The sequence below is a fragment of the Acinetobacter sp. FDAARGOS_494 genome (assembly GCF_003812225.1).
Taxonomy (GTDB): Bacteria; Pseudomonadota; Gammaproteobacteria; order Pseudomonadales; family Moraxellaceae; genus Acinetobacter; species Acinetobacter baumannii.
In genome coordinates this window covers 524,499-544,816 of record NZ_CP033866.1, presented here as the reverse complement: position 1 = coordinate 544,816, position 20,318 = coordinate 524,499, and the positions used below count along the sequence as shown (strand labels likewise).

Annotated in this window: 23 protein-coding genes; all 23 read right to left on the bottom strand. The window is 41.9% G+C overall.

What is annotated here, in order from left to right; genetic code table 11:
- Positions 1-10: 10 nt before the first annotated feature.
- The 23 genes from EG365_RS02845 to EG365_RS02735 all read right to left on the bottom strand — a co-directional run bounded on the left by EG365_RS02845 (position 11) and on the right by EG365_RS02735 (position 20,247).
- Entirely contained in the window at positions 11-1,282 is a 1,272-nt protein-coding gene (locus tag EG365_RS02845) for a hypothetical protein (protein WP_000821011.1), read from the bottom strand.
- Positions 1,279-1,815 (bottom strand): DUF2313 domain-containing protein, encoded by a 537-nt coding sequence (locus EG365_RS02840; protein ID WP_000144883.1) that lies wholly within the window; start codon positions 1,813-1,815, stop codon positions 1,279-1,281. Before EG365_RS02840 ends, EG365_RS02845 begins: the two co-directional genes overlap by 4 nt.
- A complete protein-coding gene (locus EG365_RS02835; protein ID WP_000331140.1) occupies positions 1,812-2,858 on the bottom strand; it encodes a baseplate J/gp47 family protein in 1,047 nt (348 codons plus the stop codon). Before EG365_RS02835 ends, EG365_RS02840 begins: the two co-directional genes overlap by 4 nt.
- Before the next feature lie 3 nt (positions 2,859-2,861).
- Positions 2,862-3,224 carry a phage GP46 family protein gene (locus EG365_RS02830; RefSeq protein WP_001273710.1) on the bottom strand — a complete coding sequence of 121 codons (363 nt, stop codon included), beginning with the start codon at positions 3,222-3,224 and terminating at the stop codon, positions 2,862-2,864.
- A 7-nt stretch (positions 3,225-3,231) separates the two neighbouring features.
- Positions 3,232-3,714, bottom strand: coding sequence for a phage baseplate assembly protein domain-containing protein (locus EG365_RS02825; protein WP_000973841.1), 483 nt, complete (start codon positions 3,712-3,714; stop codon positions 3,232-3,234).
- Complete coding sequence (locus EG365_RS02820; RefSeq protein WP_001153720.1) at positions 3,711-4,766, bottom strand: phage baseplate assembly protein; 1,056 nt, start codon at positions 4,764-4,766, stop codon at positions 3,711-3,713. The genes EG365_RS02825 and EG365_RS02820 overlap by 4 nt, the downstream gene beginning before the upstream one ends.
- The gene (locus EG365_RS02815) at positions 4,756-5,931 is read right to left on the bottom strand and encodes a DNA circularization protein (protein ID WP_000539635.1); all 1,176 of its coding nucleotides are present in this window, start codon (positions 5,929-5,931) and stop codon (positions 4,756-4,758) included. Before EG365_RS02815 ends, EG365_RS02820 begins: the two co-directional genes overlap by 11 nt.
- A gap of 79 nt (positions 5,932-6,010) precedes the next feature.
- Positions 6,011-8,107, bottom strand: coding sequence for a phage tail tape measure protein (locus EG365_RS02810; RefSeq protein WP_000016900.1), 2,097 nt, complete (start codon positions 8,105-8,107; stop codon positions 6,011-6,013).
- A 3-nt stretch (positions 8,108-8,110) separates the two neighbouring features.
- Positions 8,111-8,344 carry a hypothetical protein gene (locus tag EG365_RS02805; RefSeq protein ID WP_000974237.1) on the bottom strand — a complete coding sequence of 78 codons (234 nt, stop codon included), beginning with the start codon at positions 8,342-8,344 and terminating at the stop codon, positions 8,111-8,113.
- Between the two features lie 29 nt (positions 8,345-8,373).
- The gene (locus tag EG365_RS02800; protein ID WP_000439580.1) at positions 8,374-8,685 is read right to left on the bottom strand and encodes a hypothetical protein; all 312 of its coding nucleotides are present in this window, start codon (positions 8,683-8,685) and stop codon (positions 8,374-8,376) included.
- Between the two features lie 2 nt (positions 8,686-8,687).
- Entirely contained in the window at positions 8,688-9,065 is a 378-nt protein-coding gene (locus EG365_RS02795; RefSeq protein ID WP_001287673.1) for a hypothetical protein, read from the bottom strand.
- 128 nt (positions 9,066-9,193) lie between these two features.
- The gene (locus EG365_RS02790) at positions 9,194-10,003 is read right to left on the bottom strand and encodes a phage tail sheath C-terminal domain-containing protein (RefSeq protein WP_001207839.1); all 810 of its coding nucleotides are present in this window, start codon (positions 10,001-10,003) and stop codon (positions 9,194-9,196) included.
- Positions 10,004-10,015: 12 nt separating this feature from the next.
- Entirely contained in the window at positions 10,016-10,795 is a 780-nt protein-coding gene (locus EG365_RS02785) for a hypothetical protein (RefSeq protein ID WP_000908260.1), read from the bottom strand.
- Complete coding sequence (locus tag EG365_RS19290) at positions 10,795-13,026, bottom strand: pyocin knob domain-containing protein (protein WP_000068688.1); 2,232 nt, start codon at positions 13,024-13,026, stop codon at positions 10,795-10,797. Before EG365_RS19290 ends, EG365_RS02785 begins: the two co-directional genes overlap by 1 nt.
- An 11-nt stretch (positions 13,027-13,037) precedes the next feature.
- A complete protein-coding gene (locus EG365_RS02775; protein WP_002025614.1) occupies positions 13,038-13,385 on the bottom strand; it encodes a hypothetical protein in 348 nt (115 codons plus the stop codon).
- Positions 13,385-13,996 carry a phage protein Gp37 gene (locus EG365_RS02770; RefSeq protein ID WP_000609245.1) on the bottom strand — a complete coding sequence of 204 codons (612 nt, stop codon included), beginning with the start codon at positions 13,994-13,996 and terminating at the stop codon, positions 13,385-13,387. The genes EG365_RS02775 and EG365_RS02770 overlap by 1 nt, the downstream gene beginning before the upstream one ends.
- The gene (locus EG365_RS02765) at positions 13,993-14,424 is read right to left on the bottom strand and encodes a gp436 family protein (protein WP_000271340.1); all 432 of its coding nucleotides are present in this window, start codon (positions 14,422-14,424) and stop codon (positions 13,993-13,995) included. The genes EG365_RS02770 and EG365_RS02765 overlap by 4 nt, the downstream gene beginning before the upstream one ends.
- A gap of 3 nt (positions 14,425-14,427) precedes the next feature.
- On the bottom strand, positions 14,428-15,336 hold the full coding sequence (locus EG365_RS02760; RefSeq protein ID WP_001102133.1) for a Mu-like prophage major head subunit gpT family protein: 909 nt from the start codon (positions 15,334-15,336) through the stop codon (positions 14,428-14,430).
- Complete coding sequence (locus tag EG365_RS02755; RefSeq protein WP_000095038.1) at positions 15,333-15,743, bottom strand: hypothetical protein; 411 nt, start codon at positions 15,741-15,743, stop codon at positions 15,333-15,335. The genes EG365_RS02760 and EG365_RS02755 overlap by 4 nt, the downstream gene beginning before the upstream one ends.
- Positions 15,744-15,745: 2 nt before the next feature.
- Positions 15,746-16,822 (bottom strand): phage protease, encoded by a 1,077-nt coding sequence (locus tag EG365_RS02750; protein WP_000132511.1) that lies wholly within the window; start codon positions 16,820-16,822, stop codon positions 15,746-15,748.
- Between the two features lie 79 nt (positions 16,823-16,901).
- A complete protein-coding gene (locus EG365_RS02745) occupies positions 16,902-17,378 on the bottom strand; it encodes a phage virion morphogenesis protein (protein WP_000151297.1) in 477 nt (158 codons plus the stop codon).
- Entirely contained in the window at positions 17,375-18,634 is a 1,260-nt protein-coding gene (locus tag EG365_RS02740; protein WP_001141697.1) for a phage minor head protein, read from the bottom strand. Before EG365_RS02740 ends, EG365_RS02745 begins: the two co-directional genes overlap by 4 nt.
- Entirely contained in the window at positions 18,634-20,247 is a 1,614-nt protein-coding gene (locus EG365_RS02735) for a DUF935 domain-containing protein (RefSeq protein WP_025464503.1), read from the bottom strand. The genes EG365_RS02740 and EG365_RS02735 overlap by 1 nt, the downstream gene beginning before the upstream one ends.
- Positions 20,248-20,318 lie beyond the last annotated feature (71 nt).

Below are 20,318 nucleotides of genomic sequence, written 5' to 3'. Positions count from 1 at the left end.
ATTTCAAATATTAAACACTAGCAACTCGTGCAAATCCATCTGTTCCTTTTCCACCGATAATATCTGAATCATAGCCACCTTTCTGTCCACCAGCACCACCACGGCCAACAACCAGAGTGATTGTTTGATTTGTTGTACTGTTATTAGTGTATTGAGCCACAAGAACAGAGCCTGATGCACCGCCACCGCCAAATGACCAACCTTCATCTCCAATTCCCATAGCACCATCACCACCTTTACCAAATAGAGCAATAGGACTTACAGATGCACCACCTGTGTGGTCTTCCTTGGTTGCATTGCCTACTTTACCTTGAGTGATTGTCGTTGAGTCAAATGCACCAATGATGTCTACAGCACCAACAGCACCAGCTTGCCCATTATCATAAGCTGAACCGTTACTCCATACGCCTTGGGTGCCGCCACCGCCACCGTGAACAACGGCAATGTTTTCCCCGTTAACTTTAAGCAATAGATCAGCACCAGCTTGCCCATTGCTCAAAGGATATGAAGAGTTATTAGAACGACGTGATGCACCACCGCCACCTCCAGCACCGATCAGTGTAAAGAGCTTCGTTTCACCGGGTTGTAGAACGAAACTATATAAACCAGCCGGGTAATCGCCATCAACAGTTGTACTATTAGGATTCTTATGTTGGAGTACTTGGAAACTTACCTGACCAGAATAACCAATACGGTTTGTACCTGAACGATTATGAATCTTTGGTTTAAAGCTATTTATATCACGGTCAAATGAAGGTGCTTCATTGGCTGCTTCTGGACTTAAAAAGATACCAATATTACGATCTGTCAGGTTATAGATGTCAGGGGCTTTGATCTTATCATTGTCAGCTGTCCAACCATCTGTACCACCAATCATGGTTACCGTGCCACCACCTTCGCCACCGTTGTAATAAAAGACGCCTGAAGCAAGGATTCTTGGATATGAAACATAATTGAGTAATGCAGTAATCTGAGCTTGTAGCTCATCACGTGCGTTTTTATTAAAGGCAGCTTCAGCAGCAAAGCGAGCTTCAATTGCATCAGCTAGGTTTTCTAGGTCTGGATAAGTTGCTAATAACTCATAGAGCTGCTGTCGATTATTTGGGTTTAATACAACTCCATGCTTCTCAAGTACGTTTGCAATCTCTTCCTGAACCATATTGCACCATTCAGGTGTGAGATAAGTTGCATCTTGTCCGGGAACATCTTCATTTGAATGGAAACCTTTTTTTCCTGTACCAAACATGTCAGGTCGCGCATTTACACTATCGATCCGCTTCATGATTGCTCCTTAATGTCATAACGTAAATAAGCTGGTAAGTAGTTTTGAATGATGCATGCCATATCAGCTTGCACCGGGGCTTTTAAGATCAATTTGACTTTGAACCGCAGGTTTTCTGTGTTGATTGGTGAGTTGCATGAAGTTATACATTGCATTGGTCTGTAGCGTATTAAATCAACTAACTCAATGCTAAATAAGCCAAGCAAGCCCTCAAGATAAGTACGGTTTAAAACATTCTTTGTCTGTTGAATCCATTGGATTATCTGAAGACGTTCTTCAATTGTTTTGGTTTTATTCACAGTACATTTCAGCGGTAGTCCTAGAGCCGCTTCATATTCACTTAATAATTCTTCTGGAATCTTCTCTAACGTGGTCAAAATACGTTTTGCATCAACATCAGCTTGTGCAAGTACTTTTGCATGAGCGTATACATCTTTTGCAACGATCCCTTTAGGTGAGGTGTCATAGCCACCAGCAGGCAGTAATTGACGAAGTACGGAAGCATAAAGCTCAACAGTTTGCACAAAGGTCATATCATAGTCACCGTTAAAGTACCGATCCGGAGCCAACCAGTCACAAACACATTTAAAGTAGGCGCCTGATTTGTTGCTGGTGTAAGCTGAACATCTGTCACACCCGGCAATGCTCTAATTTGACTAACAAGAGTAGAAGCAACAAAAGTTTCTCCCGGCTTTAACAATCCAACATAGTCACGAATGACTTTTTCAACATCAGTTTGGTTCACACTACCTGTTACCAGTGCAGTGATATTCAAATACTCTTTAGTTGGTGCATATGCTCTTACATCACCCCAAAATCCAGCATATTCATCTAGTACTGTTTGAACCAAAGCTAATAATGCAGTACTTGGCGAATTTGGGGGATTACCAGCTGCTGTGATTGCAACATCTAAAGAACCAAGGCCACGACGTTTCGGAAAAATAAAAACATCAGCTACACCCGGCACATCTTTTACGATGCGTCTAAGATCAGCTTCACGATCACGAATAAGCCCTAAAGCCTCTTTATCCATCATCCTCTGACGCCAAGCTTCAACGTCTTCAACATCAACACCAGCAGATATTTCAATAACCTCCACTTGTGCAGCTACACCCGGCAACGGACTAACCCAAAGCAGCTGCATACCATCGAAATTCCAGCTCACACCATCAAACTCAGCAATGACTTGGATTTCTTTAGGCTTATTTGCTGTAAGTGTCTCTTTATATAAAGTTAACCAGTAATGACCTTTACCATCTGTGACTTTTGTTCCAGCTGGAATAGTGACCGTAATGTTTGATGTTGCTTTGACTCGTCCTGAAGCCTTAGAACCTCCATTACGCGGACATTCCAAGCGTTTTGCATGTATATAAAGGAAAGGTTCATCAGCTGTAGCAACAAATAGCTGTTTTTGAATATAACTTTGATGATGATAAAGGCCTTCAACTACAGCAGCTTCACCATCTGCACGAATTGCTGCATCATCTTCATCATCCAGTGTTAATCCAGTTAAATTCTGGATTTCCTGAATAATGTCAGAGCGTAATTGGTCAAATGTCTTGATCGGATATGCCATTGTTTAGCCTCCAACCTTAACAAAATAAAGGATTGTTTGTTTCTGACCAGATAGCTGTGTAACTTCAATATTTAGGTCCACCTGACTTTTAACTGTCTGAATAGCATTTACCAAAATTGAAGCAAATCGATTTGGCACCAAGCCTTCTAAGGCTTCTTCAGCATATTGCTTAACTGTTTGAATTGTACGAGTTACATCTTTTGAACGTCTCAAAGTATAAAAACGGCTACCAATCTTAGGATTTGCCCAGTACTTATTACGGTGGATATTTAAACGCTGACAAATTGCTTGTACCTCATTTTTACTGAAGGCAGCATCTAGGCTCATCAACACATAATCTTTCGTTTTTAAATCAATATTCGCCATGATTCACCTACATTTGTGGAAGTGGAGTTGGTGTATTACCGTTTTTGTGTTGGTTATAAATGTCACGCATTTCCTGCATTGAGCCTTTCTGATCAAAGACATTGCCATTCACATGCAAATTGCCCTCATCAATAAAAAGGTCACCAGCAGTGATATGCGTACCATCTTCTTTAAGCAACAGGCTGTGCCCGAACTGGTCATAAACTACTGTTTCACCTTCACCCACGTTGACGACAACAGCTCCACCAGTCGTTGCAATAACAATTGAACGTGATGTTTTTCCATGCAATGGAATAACTACAACGCGTGCACCTTCAGGAATGTGTGAGTTAAAGCCGACTTGCTGAAAAAGCTCTACTTCTTGCAAGGTTTCATCAGCAAAGCCCTTTAACTGCAATACTTTTGAACCACCACGTGCGACCAGGGCGAACAGTGGTTGTCGGATTTGTTTCATTGCCTTATTTATCTGGGCTGCTACAGCTTTCATCATGATTTTTTCTCCTTCAGTACCAATGGATTTGCCCAATCGCCTTGACGCTTCAGAAGAAGTTTTGTTGTTTTGCCATTCTTACGGTCAAGCTGAAACGTGCGACCATACACAGCCCATTTGGCTGTCGCTCTTGATAAAACATTGGTTTCTAAATTGATGTACCAGCCTGTTGACCATAGCTTTCCGTCGATCATCCAGCCTGAAACCGTTGCGGTTAGTGTGTGTGCTTCAATGTCATTGTCTTTTTTGATTTTTTCTAATGCTGCATTTGCTTCAGCTTCAGTTTCCACATCGCCCAAAGTGACCATTTTCAAGCGGTTATAGGCATACTGTGTTTGAGCTGTGGTTTCAGATAATATTGAGTTTGCGTTGCCGTCTTGGCTCAAAACCTTGATATGGCTAAAGACATTAGAAACGTCGTTGTCATACTGAAGACTTAAAACGTTATTGCTGTTGTTTAAAGGGCGCATCAGGCGCAATGGGGTTTGCACATGATATGGTTTTGCAAAAGGATCACCGATTTGTAAAGTCCCGTCTGGATCAAGCCAGACATGTTGTCCAGTGATTTGTGCTGCCTTGGTCAATGAATCCCATAGTGATTCACCCGGCTCAACAGAGACTTTATTCTTTAACCATGCATTATCCTGAATACGAACATCATGAAACAGTGAACCTAAGTCACCACCTTTAATGTAGCGATCTACCAACTCTTCAAGTGTGATCTGGCGGCCATTAAAAATAGGCACTGAACAATCAATTAATTGTCCCACGAGGTCACGGCCAGAAACTTGCAGGCCATAGCCCTCACGGCTTACAGCTTCAGAAATACGATCTGCAACAGCAGTTAAAATGAGTTGATTAGAATAATAAGCTTGTACTTTTGCACCACCTTTAATGGCAGGATTTAAGGCTAGCCCACCAGTTTCAAATAGCGTAAAGCTCCAGTTTTCTGCTGGTGTATCAATCTGACTGTCAATTTCAACCTGATCCCAGCCTTTAGCTTCAAGTCCAGCAATCACTAGGCGAATTTCATTACCTTGATTATCTTGCATAGATGGTTAGCTCCATGCCGACCTGCAATGCAGCAGGGTTAATCAAATCAGGGTTTAAACGACGAATTTCTTCTGAACGACGCATATCACCATATAAATAGTGTGCTAACCAATGCAGGGTGCAAGGCACTGGTACTTGTGTTTTAGTGATGGGTGGACGTGTTTCAATGAGTTCTTGGATTTGATCCTGAATCTGGGCAGCAACGTCTTTATAGACCTGAATTTGTGTGATGCTTTCAAAGGTATTAATAGCTCGTTCTTCACGGATAGCTTGCTGAAGTACTTCTCGTGTTTTTTTTCGTACAAGAGCCAAATCAACTGGGGTAAAGCTGATTTCTTGGTTGTTTGCCATTTCTGTACGTGTAGTTGCAACAACTTGCTGTGCAATAGCCACTTGACTAGCAGCAAGTGTTGAGCGCCAAACTCGTTGTAACTCCGGAGAGGTATCATCATTTTGAAAAAGGTTTTCAAAACGCTCAACTCGATGAACAACATCACGCCATTTCGATAAAGCTGAAATATTGGTATCAAAGGTCACAAGCTTGGTGACGTCATCAACCAACCCAACAATCCAATCGGCAGGTGATAAAACATCCTCAATTGCTTGTTTTGCAACACCTAAATAATTACGTGCCTGATCGATACCGTTGCGAATCGTATTAACTGTATTAAATAACTTATCAGTGTCGCCAATTTTGAGTTTTTCTAGCGCACTTTCTAATGCTGAAGCAGGAGCATCAATAATAGTTGATGTAGCAATTTTCTCAGGCGTAGCAACAGGTACGAATAGCTCACGTTTTTCAGCTTTTGCCTTGATAAACTCAATGGACATAGTACAGAAGTCAGGTGTTGTTGCCTCATGATCAATTTCATGATTAACAACTTGTACTTGTTGCACACCAAAGACAGGATGTATGAGTTCACCCGGACCAGTCGTACTTAATGCTGCTTCTAAAGCATTAACCCAAGTTAAATAGTCAGGCCCAGTAAAAACTGCTTGTATTGAAATTCGACGTGGGTCATTGCCCATATCTTCAATTTCAGCTTCATCTGAATATGGAGCCTGCTTGATAGCTAGAGTTTTAGGCGCAGTATCTTTGGTGGACGTACATTCAAACTGCACACCACGAAAACTTGCATCTTGTAAATCTGTATCCCAGCCCATGAAAAAATAACCTCACTATTGTGAGGTTATGATGTGAAATACCAGACTTTTATATCAGGCGGAAACGCTTCCGCTTAATTTAGTGCCGTTGTAGGTAAAAAGGAACATTTGAAGCACCGTGGCGTTTTTCTTCAGCAGCTGCATTTTCAGAAATCGCTCCCAATAGACCACCACTAAAATTAATAGTTTTGTTCTGCCCGGTGACATTAATTAATGTATTGATCTTATTGATCATCTCTTGACTCAATTGATTTTGCTTCTGCTGTTCAGCAATTAATTGGCTACTTTTTTCTTCAGCTGACGCTTGCTGAGCTTTGCTTTGCTCAATGGCTTGTTGAACAAAGTCAGGACGCTCACCTCCAGAACCGATACCAACTTTTGCTAAGAGATCACTAACCATGCTGTATCCAGCATCATCAATAGGTTTAAAGATTTGATACCCAGTATAAGCTGCTCCAACAAGACCAGCTGTTTTCGCTGCATTTGAAGCTTTTGAGGCTAAACCACCAGTGGTTGATGGCAAATCTGGTGTCTTAATACCTCCCATAGTTTTGAGCGTGAAAGCCGCAGCACCAGCTGCTAATGCAAGACCTCCAACTGCCACAGCTGCACCATAAGTTACACCAGCTAGATTTTCATTTTCTGCTGCACTTTTAGTAATTGTGTCTTTTAAACCGCCTAAAGACTCCGAAATAGCATCATAAGCTTTGGATTGAGCAAACAATTTTTCCTGATTCATTGCCTGATCTTTAGCCCATTCTGTTCTGCTTACCATATCAAAGTCAGCAGCTACTGTTCCCGATGCATTGGGTAACTGCTTTCTTAAATCATTTAACGTGTCTTTGTTATAAACAACACTTAAAGCAGCCATAAGTGCTTGCCGATCTGCAATGATATTGCCGATTTCTGAACCCATAGCGATGTTACTCATATCTTCCAAAGCAGCTTTGCGTGTTACTGAATTGGAAGACGCAGCCTGTTTCTGAAGCTTTGTATATTGGGCATTTCCAGCAAGCTGTCTCTCCAATAATTTTACAAAAGCTTCAACGCCATAGACTCCTTGTTCACGTTGTTGAATAGCATATGTATTCCAGTCAAAGACCTGTTTTGGCTTTTTTTTACCATCCGATTTTGTCGGATCACCTGATTGTGCAATAACTGCATCACTAATAGATTTACTAAATTCACGGCTTGATAACTTTGCTAGTAAGTTGACTACGTTGTTACCAGCTTCATCTGCAGTACCTGCTGTTTTCATTGCAACCTGATTCATCGCAACAAGTTCAACTAAGCCTTTTTCACCGCTATAACCTACAGCACTGGCAGCAGCCATTTGTTGTGCTAGCCATTTGGACATATCTTTATATTCAAAACTGCCAAGCTGACCACCACGTACTGCTATATCATGTCCGCGTTGCAAATCAGTGATACCAAAGTCTTGCATACGTGTAGTGAGCGTAGCAGCATCCGTTGCCATCGCCCCCGTTGCAAAAGCTGTTTTAACTGCGGTATTCAATGCTGGAGCAACATTATTTAGTTCGTATTTACCTGACGCAATCAAGGTGTTTGCTGCTTCAGCTGCGTCTTCACGCGTTCCACCGCCACCTCGGACAGCCGCTTTAATGTATTCATTTAACTGGCCCCGCGCAGCAAGTCGTGCTTCAGGTGTCATACCTTGACCACCAGTGGCAGTTGCAGCAATGTAGGTTAGTTGTTGATCATAATCACGTGGCTTCTGTAAAGCATTAGAAAAGTACATGCCACCAGCAATAGCACCGCCTGTAACAGCAGTACCTTTCTGCCATAGTGATATAGTCTGTTGGGTTGATTGATGAGTACGTTTGCTTGATTGTTCAACCTGTTTTGACCAGTTTGCTAGCTGTTGAGCTGAACCCACCTGTTGTTTTAATAAGGCACCTTGCTGACGTAGAACACCTTCAAGCAACTTATTGGTACGTAATAATTGATCCCCAGCACGGGCAGTATTCAAAGTCTCCCGTGTACCAGCTCTTGCAGTATTAACAAATTTGGCTTGAGCAGAACCAATCTGGGTCCATTGCGTATTGATTTTAGTCGTGGCCTGAACTTGCTGATCAGAGATGCGTTTCATCTCTTGTGCAGCTTGTTGCCCCCGAATCTGCAAGGTAAGAGAAACAGTAGAATTGCTTCCGCTCATAGCTTAACCCTTTGATTTTGAATGTTTGCGAACACTAGTCACATAAGTTTTTGTCACTGTAGAGCTGTTCCCATTTGTTTGAGTATGGGTTGTGACGGATGATTTTGGTGGCGCTTGTGGAGTTTCTGAAGATGTAGATTCCACTTGACGAGGTAAAGGCCGCGTAGCACCAAGGAAAGCCATTGCAATATGCAGAGGCAAATTAATTGCATCTGCATATGGGATACCAATGGCCATCAATGCTCTAATTAACTGAACGCGCCCAATTAATTCGCGGCTTTGACCTTTGCTTCCAGTTCTGCTTTTTTCTCATTGAAATGGATGAGATTGAACGATGAAGATTGGGCAATATCTTCATATGTAGGTTCATATTGATTACCAGCTTCATCAACCAACTTAAGCATTGCTACAATATCTGAAATAGCAATGTATTGCAGACCAGTAATCTTCGCTTGAGCTTCAACGTATTCAAGGGCTGTTAATGAAGACATCACGTATTTCGTGCATTTGATTGTTTTCTTTGCCTGTTTAAGTTCAATGGCTACAGGCAAATTACCATCTACAAAAATTCTTTCCATTTTTACACTGTCTCATCAAGATAATCTAAGCAGAACATTTCTATGTCACGCATGGTTTCACCATCCACGTTGTATGACTTACTCACTGTTTGTACATTACAGTCAATAAACGTTTCACGGTATTTGCCATCCGGTGATTCAACAGAAAGACGTCCATCTTCAACAGCCAACCAATTGACTGTATCTTTACCATCCGGAATTACAACTGAGGCCGTCAACTGATAGGTTGTGATTCCTTTTGATTTATACTTCACCCGTTGTTTTCGGTTCATTGTTGGGACTGGGCGATTGCCCGTAGTAATTGATGATGTAAAACGAGCAACGTCATAATCCAGCCCGTTAAAGCTCATGACGATTGCACCAACTGCATCTTCAGACATTGTTCAACACTCTTTTTTAAGATGACCCATTGTCAAATAACTATTTAAATAAGATCAGGCGGAAATACTTCCGCCTAATAATAAAAAAGACCGCAATAAGCAGTCTTTTATGATCTGATCTAAGTGAATCAATAGATATCAAGCGTAGTCCCAATGACATGCATACCACGTACTAAATGAGTTGGGGCTTTCACATTAACACGGTACTGATCTGTTACATCCGGAGTCACAACAATCTCATCTAGACTTTCACGTACATTTTCAAGAATCTCAGCATCTTCTAGCTGAATCAATCGAGCTGAAATAATAGATTTAATATTGCGGCGTTGAGCAGCCGTGTTTTTACGACGACGTTCTTTTTTCAGGTCCTGACGAACGACTTTACGGGTGTAGTCAACAATCAATACACAATTGATATCAAGCATAAGATCATCAGACTCACCAGAATCCGGGTTCATACGATAAGTCGAAATGGCGCGGACAATTTCCGGCTTACCATCTGCACCCGTTTCAATCATACAAACGCCTTTATTCATCGCTGCTTCCATACGTTCAAACGTAAGCTTAAACTCATCAGCAACAGGTGTAAGACCGCCTAGATTAACGCCATTGAATGGTAAAGCTGGGTCGTTAGAATCGGCTAACGCAGCAGCCATTGCCGCGGCAAGCTCTGGCTCTTGGCCTGTGGCACCGTTATAACAAACGACTAAAACACGATAATTGGTTTTTACTGGAGCTTGTGCTGCAAAAGCTTCAGCTGCTTCAATATCAGAAAAAGGTACAACTAAAATTGCTGGACGTTGCTCAATTGAGTCACTGACAGAGGTTAAATGGTCGATCCATGCTGTTGTATCTGCTCCAGCAGCTGGAGGAGCTGATACAGCAATGATTGTGTGACCGAGTGGTTTGATTGTATCGAGTGTATCTTGAAGAGCCATAATGAATATTACCTATTGTAAAGAGTGACGTACTTTGACTGCTTGATATTCGGCTTCAACTTCTTCAGCAGTTAAGGGTTTCGTGAAAATTGAAAATTCTGAATATTTCAGCTTTTGAGATGTGGTCGTTGATAAGTAATCAACGCTACCGAGACCGATCTGAGAACGTGGGTTATCGTTTAATGGCCGAGGTGCAGACATCGGAATTTGATAATCAAGGCTAGCGGCTTTTATATAGCCACGTACATTCACAGCATTGGGTAGATTTTCAACGGTTAAGCAAAAAAATATCGGCACATCTAATTCAACCGGGTAGAATATCGCGCTAGATGAAGCGCCTCCGATACCAACAAATACATTGTTAGCAGTTGTGCCAGACACAAATATTGAAGCACCTGTACGATTAGTTCCTGACTCCGAGTCGGATTGATCACCCATAATCATCAAAATTCTACTGTCTCTTGCACCCACAAGCTTTGTTAAGCAGCACAACGTATAACCATGAGGTAAATCACGGTTGAATAAAGGGCTTCTCACACCGCGAGATGCATAACCCTGCACAAGCAAGCCATCTGGCTCATAAGTTAAATAATTGCTATCAATAGGAATTAGTTTCTTATATGGCTTGTTTTGAGCATTGAGTACAGTGAATCCACCAGCTGGAACTGTACTTGCACGAAAATCCCAGCGAGCAAATAAACTATTTGCTACTGAATCATATCGTTCAACATCGGCTGCATTAAGCTGACGCATTGTATTTGCTACAGTAACAGGAAGTACTTGAATTAACATTAGATAGCCTCCTTAACAGCCTTCAGTTCAAAATGTGGTCCGACATAGAACATCGGCTTAGTTTGCCCATCAATCACAACTGATTCATCTGTGCTATCACGCAAGTTTCCAGATGCGCCATTTAAGATCGTAAGTCCTGCACCTAGATAATCATATCCATAGCGCACATATACATCTGATGTAGGGGCGTTTAAAAGATTAATGACTACCGTATCGTCATACGTATTAATCGTATCGATTGCTAAAGTATTTACCCCATCCGTGACTCTAAAACCATAATCTGTGGTCATAGCCAAATTAACTGTGTCAAGAACAAGGGGCCGTGTTGGTACTTTGAACTTGACTGTAATTTTTTTACCTGAGTAGGTAGCCGACAATACTTTAAGTGAACGAGGGAAAATCTTATCCCAGATAAGCTCTTTGCGAGCACGACCAAAATATGCAGAAAGCCATTTATAACCCATTGATGTCAAATGAACTTGATCACTTGGGTTATGTGGAAAAAGATAAGTTGGTGTGACTAGATGAATTTTTTCATCAATATTTGTTGCATCATATAATGCTCTAGTGATGATATTCCGCGAACCCAGCGCTCGATAGCTCATCTGATAAGTCAATAAATGAACAGGCTGATCTTTACCAGAAATAAGTTGAACATCAGTCTCCATATCCTGCCGCAGCTGAAGAAATTGACTTAAATAACTTTCATAGGAAGTTGTACCAGCTGCATCTTGTTCACCTTGTAGCCAACCGATACAACTTACACCATATTCTGAGCCATTGAGTTCTCTAGCCTTATTTAAATGAAGTAAAAAGACATCGTTATACCATTGTGTGCCTTTTTTTAAATTTGCAATCGCTGTGCCACCTTTACCAGCAGTGCTTGCAAAAATAGGAAATTCTTCTGGATTAACAGAATTTTCCTGATAAGCAAGTAAAGCTGACATATTCGCAGCACCAGAGCAGACCGTTTCGCCACGGTTATTTCCACCATCTGGAGCAGTTTGACCAGCAAAATATTCTTCAATTAAAGGCTTTATTCCCGTCGCAACAAGGCCTTGCATACGTGTACCCGTGTCAAATGTCAGGTTATACAAAGGTTGAGTACTTGAAAGAATAGTTGTTGCTGTAGCACCGACTGATAATGATTGACCATAGAATAAGAAGTGATCAACTTTATAAGGTGTAATAATTAAATGTTCTGGCAGCTTTTCACCAATTGATTTAACTTTCTGTATTGAGGTATTTGATGAAAAGTTACCGATAACCTCCCCAGTACTTGCATCTACCTCAAGAATAGTTCCCAGATTCTTATCCATATAGAGTGGAAAACGAGTACCTCCAGAAGGTAGATATTCAGCAAAGTGCTTTCCAAGATACTGAAGAATTTGTTTGTAATAATGCCGTCCCTCAAGACTTGAGTTTGTTAGCGCAAGTCCTTGTAAATCTGCCATACTTTTTCTATCAGCAACAACAGACCAATCACGCCATACATGATTTACGCAATAACGTTCAATTGCTGTTCCAAGCCCAGTTCTATAGCACTGATAGGCATACATTAAGATACCGTTCTTAACAATATCAGATAGAGGTACATTTATGAGGGTGCCTGACAATTGATAGCTTGAGGGCAAATTCAACATCGTCTCGGCTTCTTGATGTGAACCAATATAGTGATTTCCAGCCTCAGTAATTAAATTGAAGTCTGTAGAATTTGGTAACTTTTTAGGTTTAACCGTCGCATAAGAACGGATAATATTAAGAATATATTCACCAATATCGAAACCCTTATTATACGTACTCCCATTCCACGTATAAGTACCGTTTTTTGTCGCATCAGGATCAGCATTCACACGTACCGAAACATTTGCCTTACTTGGAGTATAGGCAATCATTTCAGCATACGTATTGAAAGAAGCATCAGCCCCGTTTGCAATAGTGGTGATGGAGAATTCTACGTTATCAACACGCTCGTTAATTGCGTCATCACGTTGTTGACTTGCGGCATTTGCGGCTGTAACAGCAGCGGGCGTAGCAAAATCTGTTTCATTCTTCAATGCAGCAGAACCGAGTCCAGTCTTTACCATATCTGCAACTTGTTCTAAGGGCGCTTTTTTGGTTTGTTCACCCTGAACAACTGGCAACACATCATTTGGTGAGACACTTGAAGTCGGTTCAAGCTCACTAATTGGAGTGCCGGGTACTTCAATAACGATTGTTTGTTGAGCCATTAATTAGTACCTCAAGGTTCAATCAAAGCACCACCTTCAGTTAAAAGTGCGCTTCCACTTTCAGTCTGAAGAGCTGCCTGTGTTTGTACACCTTCTACTGCCAATGCCACAGCTTGAGCATTAACAAGACGATAAGTTTTAACCGCAGCTTTAATCATACGGCCAGCTTGTGAATTGGCTCCAAACTTAGCATCGGCTCCAGCTGTGTCATAAACATCAACTGGGGTGAATTGCCCGGACAAAACATCTAGCGTCACAAAAAGAACTTTTTGCTCATTGGCTGGAAGCCCTGTGCGGAGGGTATTGATATTGACGTCTGTATAAACGCCCGGTGTTTTAATACCAGCAGGAATACTCATTATTTATTTTCCTTCAGTTCAACCAGATCAGAAGCGTCTTTAACGTCATCACCCGGCTCAAAGAAATAATCGACATTGATTCGATGGATTTCACCGATAGATTCATCAGCTTCTTCACGGTCACGGTCAGAAGCAGTAATTGTGTATTGCGTAGTAAATGCTTGAGAAAGCACACTAATCGACTGACTAGCAGTTTTAGTATTAAAAATGGTTTTGGTTTTGCCTAATTCCAAAGGCTCAAGCCCTTTGACACCAACTGATGAAAGATCATTACCAATCAATAGCTGATGAACATGATGCAGCATTTCGTATGTACCAATATCACCTCCAGCACCCTGACGACGTGCTTCCTCATTACGAACAGAGCGTGCACCAACGAGTACTACAAAAGTCACTGGATATTGAGTCTTGTTATAACTGATCTTTTTAGGGGTGCCAGAACCTTCAAAAACCACCCATATCGCTGGGAATCCTTTAACAATAGCAGTCAAGCCATCATCAAATTCCCCGCCATACGTTTTGATTTGACGAACCCAAGTCCATTTTTTAGCAGTGACCTGATTAGCCATGACTTGTTTAAGACCTTGTTCGACAACGCTTAAATTAATCACCAGCCTTTACCTCCAAAATCATGACGTCCAACTTGGAACATCACATTGTTAGAGGAAGTTTTAACAGGCTCAGATTCACCAGCTGGCGTACCACCAACACCAACAATACCTTTAGAAATATCTTTCAATTTGTTGATGGCATCGACATAGCGTGTGCGGATCGGGTCATCGTCAGTCATTGCACCAGTGCATGCATGATAGCGTGCAATATGGCAAGCAAGGCTTTCAAGGAATGGAGGGACAGTTTGCAACGGCAGCTTATAGCGACCCATTAGATAACCATCAATTTCCGAGTTAGCTTCTTGCAGTGCTGCATTTAACTTGTCGTAATTAATAGCATCTAAATATTCAGATTCTTCATTATCAGTGAGTTGAATTAATTCTCTCTCACCAAACTTTTTGATCATCGCGTCTGCCGTTGCATACATGGCTTATGCCTCCGTACCAGTTGAGCCGTATACGGTTTGCCAGAAACCATAGCCCGCAGCACCACGTGATTCAGCACCAAAGTAGAAAACACCTTCCATAAATACAGATGGAGAGTCCATATTGGTTTGTGAAACAAACACTGGCTTTTTACGTACCTGATAGACAAAAGGTTTCACAGGTTTTGTGTTGTCTACCAAGAACCATGCATTATCATCGGTTAAACGTGCTGACACTTGTACTTTTGCCGTACCCTTGTAAGGGTTTGGCTTACCATCTTCCAATCGGTCAACAGTCATCAATGCATTAGCTACATCTTCCTGTGCTGGAGGCACAAGCAATATGTTTGGCTTAACATTCAAAGGACGACCTGATTCGTCTTTGAATTTCATCATAGTAGTGCGTGCCACACCGTATGAAGCTTGAGCTGCTGCTAATGAAGCAATCGAAAGTTTTTTGGTTCCTTTATTGCTAAAGGTCAATTTGCCAACTTTATGACTTCCTGAAATCATCGGTTGACCGTCATAACATTTAGCCGTAAATGCTTTATTTACTGCTTCAAAAACCAATTCATCTGGATGCTGTTTTGCAGACCAAGCAGCTGATTCAGCTTGTGGCTTGTAGATACCAATCTGGTCATCTTCGATGTCATTGCGACGCACTTCAATTGTTGCTGCATAATCTTTGTTGCGAATGACATAGTCATATTCAGCAAGTTTGGTAATGTGTTTTTTACCGATCCATTCCTTCATCTGAGGGAAATTAGCTAACCAGCGATAATCTACATACGCACCATTGCTTGGAACAACCATTGCAATAGCTGGATATTCAACCTCAACTTCATTAAAAGTCTGGTTAAATACCTTACTAAGATTTAAGAAAATCGCATTTAAATTCGCGCCATTAACATTCATTCGATCCACACTCCATTTTCATCAACACCAACCACACGACCAGCTACAGATAAGGTTCCACCAGCATCTGTTTCGGCAACTGTTTCTTTATTTTCGATATAGCAAGGCTTGCCAAACGATGCCTGAGTTACTGGGTCTGTAGCACTGTTGGCAAATAGGAATGCGTCATGAGTACGTACTAAAACGTATACATCACCATCTCCACCTTCTGTGTTATCAACACTGTCTTCATAGCGACCCAAATAAGTTAGGCCTGTTGCAGCTGTTGCAGTTACCGCATGACCTGTTGCATCTACAACCGCAATAAACCCAGCCACTACTGTTGCACCAGCTTTAACTGGCACGTGAATCAAACCAACTTCACGTCGCTCAGTTTGTCGTTCTTCTTGAGTTAAAATACTGCTCATATTTATTTAGCCTCGTTCCAGTCAATACCCATCAAGTTACCGACAGCCAAGGTCTCAGCAGAAACTGACTGTTGGTTAGGCTGGTTATGTTGGTGAGTTGTGGTCTGTTTTTGGGTTAATGCTGCAATTTTTGGCAAAGCTTCAATTTGGGCTTTAGCAACATCAGGATTAGTCTTTGCCAATTCTTTGTAATAGTTAATAGTTACTTCACCTGTTAAACGCCCATCACTACAAGCTGCAAGGATGAGGTCATCAATCTCTTTTGTATTTTGAGCGGCTTCGGCAGTAACAGCTTTTGCAACGGCTTCTTGGTATACAGCGATTGGTACAAACTTGGTCGGATCAACAACAGCCTGACTGTTTGCTGCCGCCTTGACTTCAATGGCTTTATCGATAGCAGCCAATAAGGTCTGATCATTAGCAGTTGAAGTACCAAAAGCACCATCAAGTTTAGTGAAAACACTATTGGCAGCTGCCAACACTTCTTGTTCTGAAGCGGTTTCAGCCAGCCCCAGTTTTTTAAGCATGAGCTTTAGAAACTCATTCATTGTTGAATCCTCATCATTGTTATGGGCAAAAAATTGCTGAGCTGCCGCGGCAAGCTTGGCTTCGGGCAACTGGTCTAATGCAGGGTTGTTTGTTAAAGCGACATTGATTAAGGCTAGGATTTCGCCTTGTTTGTTGTAGAAAAATACAGGCGATAAATATTTGTATTCACCCGACTCAATAAAGGCTTTTGCTTTATCAAGCCATTCAAATTTAGTGCTACATATTCCAACTCCATCGATATACCTGAAGTTTGCAGATTTCAACCAGCCAGCAGCTGGTGCAGGTTCACCCGTACTCTGGCTTTTTAATGTGGCGTGTTCGTAGTCGATGACCATATCAACCTTGTGTTGATTCAATGCAGCAACGATTTCACGACCTCGTTCTGGTGTAAGAACCCAATGAGGTGCATCAGTAGGACGTCCATCACGGCCTTCGAAAACACCTTCAGGAACCAATACCAAATATTCCGTTTGATCGGACGATACTGCTAAATCAAATGAGCATTGAGCTACAAGAACTGAATCGGTCATAACATCAACTTTTTAAAAGATGTTATGAGATTAGAATGAGGGGAGAAAAAAGATCAGGCGGAAACACTTCCGCCCAGTTTTAGAAATTAAATATCTGATGCCAGTAATGGTCTACATCATCAAATATGGCAAGCTCTGCCTCATGTTGTAAATTGCCTTGCTCATCCATTGGTAAAAATGGTCTTGCAGGAATATCTCCCCAAGGAAGTGGCCCATTTCTAGAAGACTTGCCATATTGACCTTGCTTCGCACCAAAATGTTGTGTTGGAGCTTTAGGATCATTAGTCCCAATCTCGACTTCATTATCTGACACACGTGTTGTAATGCTGCGTCGCAATTGACCTGATTGAAAAAGTATTTTCCCTGACTTGCGACGGGCCAAAGTCACTGGACTTAAACCAGCCCATGCAGGCCGACCTTCGGAGTCAAAGTTGTCTTCGGTAACAGTCAAAAAGCTATTGGCAATTGAATGTCCTAAAGGTGATGTATCAAGCATTGCTTCAGCAACGCGAGTGAGCCGAGTCCTTAGCTCTCTATTGCCCAGTTCTATAGTCATTGAATCAACTCCAAACTATCAGATTGCCAGTCTTTTTTACGCACAATCTGAGACACACCAAAAGTGCGTGTTGTTTCGCTCATTGAGAACTGAACAACATCTTTTTCAAGCACATAAAACAATAGCTCGTTTTTGGGGTCCCAAAATATTTGCTTGGCTTCAGTAAGTAATTGAGGCAAGGCCATCAATCGGCTAACCGCTATACCTGAATATTCTTTATTAACAACAATTGCATCACTTAAAAATAAAATTGGTGATTCAAGCGGCACACCTCTGCTGAAGAGTGATTTCACGGCAACATCCTGAAGGGAGCCAATAGTACTGGTCTCATTTCTAGGCTCGGCCAGACGCAAGGCATTCTGAATAAACTTTTCGTGGATTTTTGCCCGTGTTGGTGTATTCAATAATTCCTGAGTTTGTTTTAAACCTTTGTACGAACCCATTAAATCGGTTGCCCGTTGTGCCATTACATTATCAAGCAAGTAACTGGTAGCTGGTGATCCATTGAAGCCAGCTGCTGGAGCAAACGTCAGCGTGCCGTCTTTAGTTGGAATATTAAATTGAGTCCGCTTGGCAACAACATTCATGCCAGTATTACGATCTGTACCAATTTTTTCATTAATTGTTCGGGCATGACCTTTGCCAGTTAATATTTCTTTACCTTCAACCTCACGTCTGGATCGGGCAATAATACGGCATTTACAACCCCATTCTGACGGTGGATAGGCTACCGACCAAAATGGATCGTCATAGCTAAAAATCTTTCCATTCAAGGCCACATGTTGTTTGCGCGGGTTACTAATTGAGATATGACGCCATTCCCAATATGGACGAGTTTCAGCACCTGCAAGCATGGCTTTATAGCGGCCAGCTGCAAAAGCAGACTGCATGTTTGTATCGTAAATTGTTCGCAATCGACGTGGGCTACCAAGCTGTACTTCCTGTTCACGGCCTTCGGGATTAACAACAATTTTCTTTCCCCACCAACCTTTGTCTTGTAGCGTTGGAGTAATACTAGCTTTCCATTGCTCAAGTGACTGGCCTTGCTGCATTGCTGTAATTAACGACTGGCGAATATCTTGGAGCAGATCCATACGTGCAACTTTTGCCACGGTAAATGCTTTACTGTGAGCATTATCCAGTGTTTCGTGCCAGTCCCAGCCAATCTTGAAGCCTTTCTTTTCTAAATAAGAAATTGCATCTTCAGGGGGCAATGTAAACAGAGCGTTCAGCTCTGGCCGTTGTGCTGTAGGCATTAGCTTTGCTCCGCTTGAACACTCAGACGGCCCAATACTTCACTTGCAAATATCAAGCGTGTGAGTTTTTCCTGTAATGCTGGTTCGTCTTCAGCTGGATATGCATCCTGTAAAAGCGCAAGTATCTCTTCTTCATTGCCTGACTGAATTTTTGCCAAGAGCTGCTTGGTCCACGACTCAACCGTATCTTGTGCAATATTGGTCTGATCCTTCAGCAACAGTTGCAAGGCTTGCTCTTCAATAGGGAGCTGCGCTGAATTTGCAGCAATAATGCCACCCAACAATTGAGGTTGATATGTGTTCATCGCTAGATTAGGTGCTGGCTCTTTTTGAATACCCAATATTGGCTCTTTATCATCGGCAGGCTGTGGAATGCCTAGCTTCTCATGCGCCCATGACAATGGGATTCGCATTCCCACACCAACAAGCTTTTCAAGTGACTCGCCAAAGACCTGCATGTCTTCAGTATCGGAAGTATCAAAGAAAAAACTCGGATAACGATCAGGTTGAATATTTGGATAGTTCAACCGCATTAAAGCGCTGACAAGGTAATCAGTTAATGACCGTGCCAATTGTTTAGCATCAGACTTAATAATTTTTTCAAACTGAAGCTCATGTGTATTTGATTGGGCATTGGTACTGGTTTTACCATCGGCCTGACTTAATAAAGTTCCACCTACAATAATTTTTGAAGCTGTTTTCTCACACCAATCAATAAGTGACATGTGGTTCTTGGTGTCACCGTCAGCAGCTGATTCAAAATCTAGGCTCATACCATTTGGGATAATCCCTCCAGCATTACGCCCAATCGACATAACTGCGCGCAGCAAAGTCATTTTTTCCTGATCAGTTGCACCTGAAGGATATTTACCAAGTCGGATTGGCAGACCGTAAACTTCAAGGAACTGCATCACATCACGAATGCCATAATTCTTAAAAATAAACGGCCAGCACAAAATTCGGTGTAAACCAGATCGGGCAATATATCCTGATTTAGCTTTATGGCGATGAATGAACCACCCAAAGTCCCAGAACTCTGCACCCTCTGGAGAACCATCATTCAGACGTAACTCATTTGGTTTATCAAAAGGCGTCATGAAATTACGTGCCAACTGGTGCTCAAAGCTTTTCGGTAGCCACAAATTGCCGACTTGATGCCATTCAATTTCTTGACAGCTGTACCCATGCCCAACAGCATCCATCGCATCAAACAAAAACATCTCAAAGTCTTGAATGTCCTCAATCCATTCACGAACTTCTTCAGCAATTTTCTTTTCTTGCTCAGATGCATTTTTTGGTGGCTTAACACCCCAGTCAAGACCGTTAATGCCTTTCTTGCGTTTATCCATTTCGGAAAATATATGGCCGTCACGTTCTTCCATATCTGCAAACAGGTCAGCTTGAGCTTGTAAGTTGCCTTGTTCAGCATCGGTAAGTAAGCGATATAACTGCTGTGGCGTCAATCCAACGACAGGATGTTCTTGAGCCTGATTGGTGAGCCATGCAATTTCAGCAGTCTGATTAGTTTCAAGTGCAGTACGATCTTGTTTTTTAGAAGTGCGGTCTTTTTTAGCCATGATAGATGCAAATACAATTTGAGGATTCTGCACCATTGTGGAATTTTAGCGGGCTTAAAATCAGGCGGAAATGCTTCCGCCCAATTTCATGCGCTGATTTGCGATTT

What these genes read in the sequence shown, in the direction of transcription:
- EG365_RS02765 (WP_000271340.1), bottom strand. Translation starts at nt 14,424, where the DNA reads ATGTATGCAACGGCAGACGCGATGATCAAAAAGTTTGGTGAGAGAGAA.
- EG365_RS02735 (WP_025464503.1), bottom strand. Translation starts at nt 20,247, where the DNA reads ATGGTGCAGAATCCTCAAATTGTATTTGCATCTATCATGGCTAAAAAA.
- EG365_RS02805 (WP_000974237.1), bottom strand. Translation starts at nt 8,344, where the DNA reads ATGGCCATTGGTATCCCATATGCAGATGCAATTAATTTGCCTCTGCAT.
- EG365_RS02760 (WP_001102133.1), bottom strand. Translation starts at nt 15,336, where the DNA reads ATGAATGTTAATGGCGCGAATTTAAATGCGATTTTCTTAAATCTTAGT.
- EG365_RS02750 (WP_000132511.1), bottom strand. Translation starts at nt 16,822, where the DNA reads ATGACCGATTCAGTTCTTGTAGCTCAATGCTCATTTGATTTAGCAGTA.
- EG365_RS02800 (WP_000439580.1), bottom strand. Translation starts at nt 8,685, where the DNA reads ATGGAAAGAATTTTTGTAGATGGTAATTTGCCTGTAGCCATTGAACTT.
- EG365_RS02795 (WP_001287673.1), bottom strand. Translation starts at nt 9,065, where the DNA reads ATGTCTGAAGATGCAGTTGGTGCAATCGTCATGAGCTTTAACGGGCTG.
- EG365_RS02790 (WP_001207839.1), bottom strand. Translation starts at nt 10,003, where the DNA reads ATGGCTCTTCAAGATACACTCGATACAATCAAACCACTCGGTCACACA.
- EG365_RS02825 (WP_000973841.1), bottom strand. Translation starts at nt 3,714, where the DNA reads ATGATGAAAGCTGTAGCAGCCCAGATAAATAAGGCAATGAAACAAATC.
- EG365_RS02810 (WP_000016900.1), bottom strand. Translation starts at nt 8,107, where the DNA reads ATGAGCGGAAGCAATTCTACTGTTTCTCTTACCTTGCAGATTCGGGGG.
- EG365_RS02785 (WP_000908260.1), bottom strand. Translation starts at nt 10,795, where the DNA reads ATGTTAATTCAAGTACTTCCTGTTACTGTAGCAAATACAATGCGTCAG.
- EG365_RS02815 (WP_000539635.1), bottom strand. Translation starts at nt 5,931, where the DNA reads ATGGGCTGGGATACAGATTTACAAGATGCAAGTTTTCGTGGTGTGCAG.
- EG365_RS02745 (WP_000151297.1), bottom strand. Translation starts at nt 17,378, where the DNA reads ATGACTATAGAACTGGGCAATAGAGAGCTAAGGACTCGGCTCACTCGC.
- EG365_RS02820 (WP_001153720.1), bottom strand. Translation starts at nt 4,766, where the DNA reads ATGCAAGATAATCAAGGTAATGAAATTCGCCTAGTGATTGCTGGACTT.
- EG365_RS02830 (WP_001273710.1), bottom strand. Translation starts at nt 3,224, where the DNA reads ATGGCGAATATTGATTTAAAAACGAAAGATTATGTGTTGATGAGCCTA.
- EG365_RS19290 (WP_000068688.1), bottom strand. Translation starts at nt 13,026, where the DNA reads ATGGCTCAACAAACAATCGTTATTGAAGTACCCGGCACTCCAATTAGT.
- EG365_RS02740 (WP_001141697.1), bottom strand. Translation starts at nt 18,634, where the DNA reads ATGCCTACAGCACAACGGCCAGAGCTGAACGCTCTGTTTACATTGCCC.
- EG365_RS02845 (WP_000821011.1), bottom strand. Translation starts at nt 1,282, where the DNA reads ATGAAGCGGATCGATAGTGTAAATGCGCGACCTGACATGTTTGGTACA.
- EG365_RS02775 (WP_002025614.1), bottom strand. Translation starts at nt 13,385, where the DNA reads ATGAGTATTCCTGCTGGTATTAAAACACCGGGCGTTTATACAGACGTC.
- EG365_RS02835 (WP_000331140.1), bottom strand. Translation starts at nt 2,858, where the DNA reads ATGGCATATCCGATCAAGACATTTGACCAATTACGCTCTGACATTATT.
- EG365_RS02755 (WP_000095038.1), bottom strand. Translation starts at nt 15,743, where the DNA reads ATGAGCAGTATTTTAACTCAAGAAGAACGACAAACTGAGCGACGTGAA.
- EG365_RS02840 (WP_000144883.1), bottom strand. Translation starts at nt 1,815, where the DNA reads ATGACCTTTGTGCAAACTGTTGAGCTTTATGCTTCCGTACTTCGTCAA.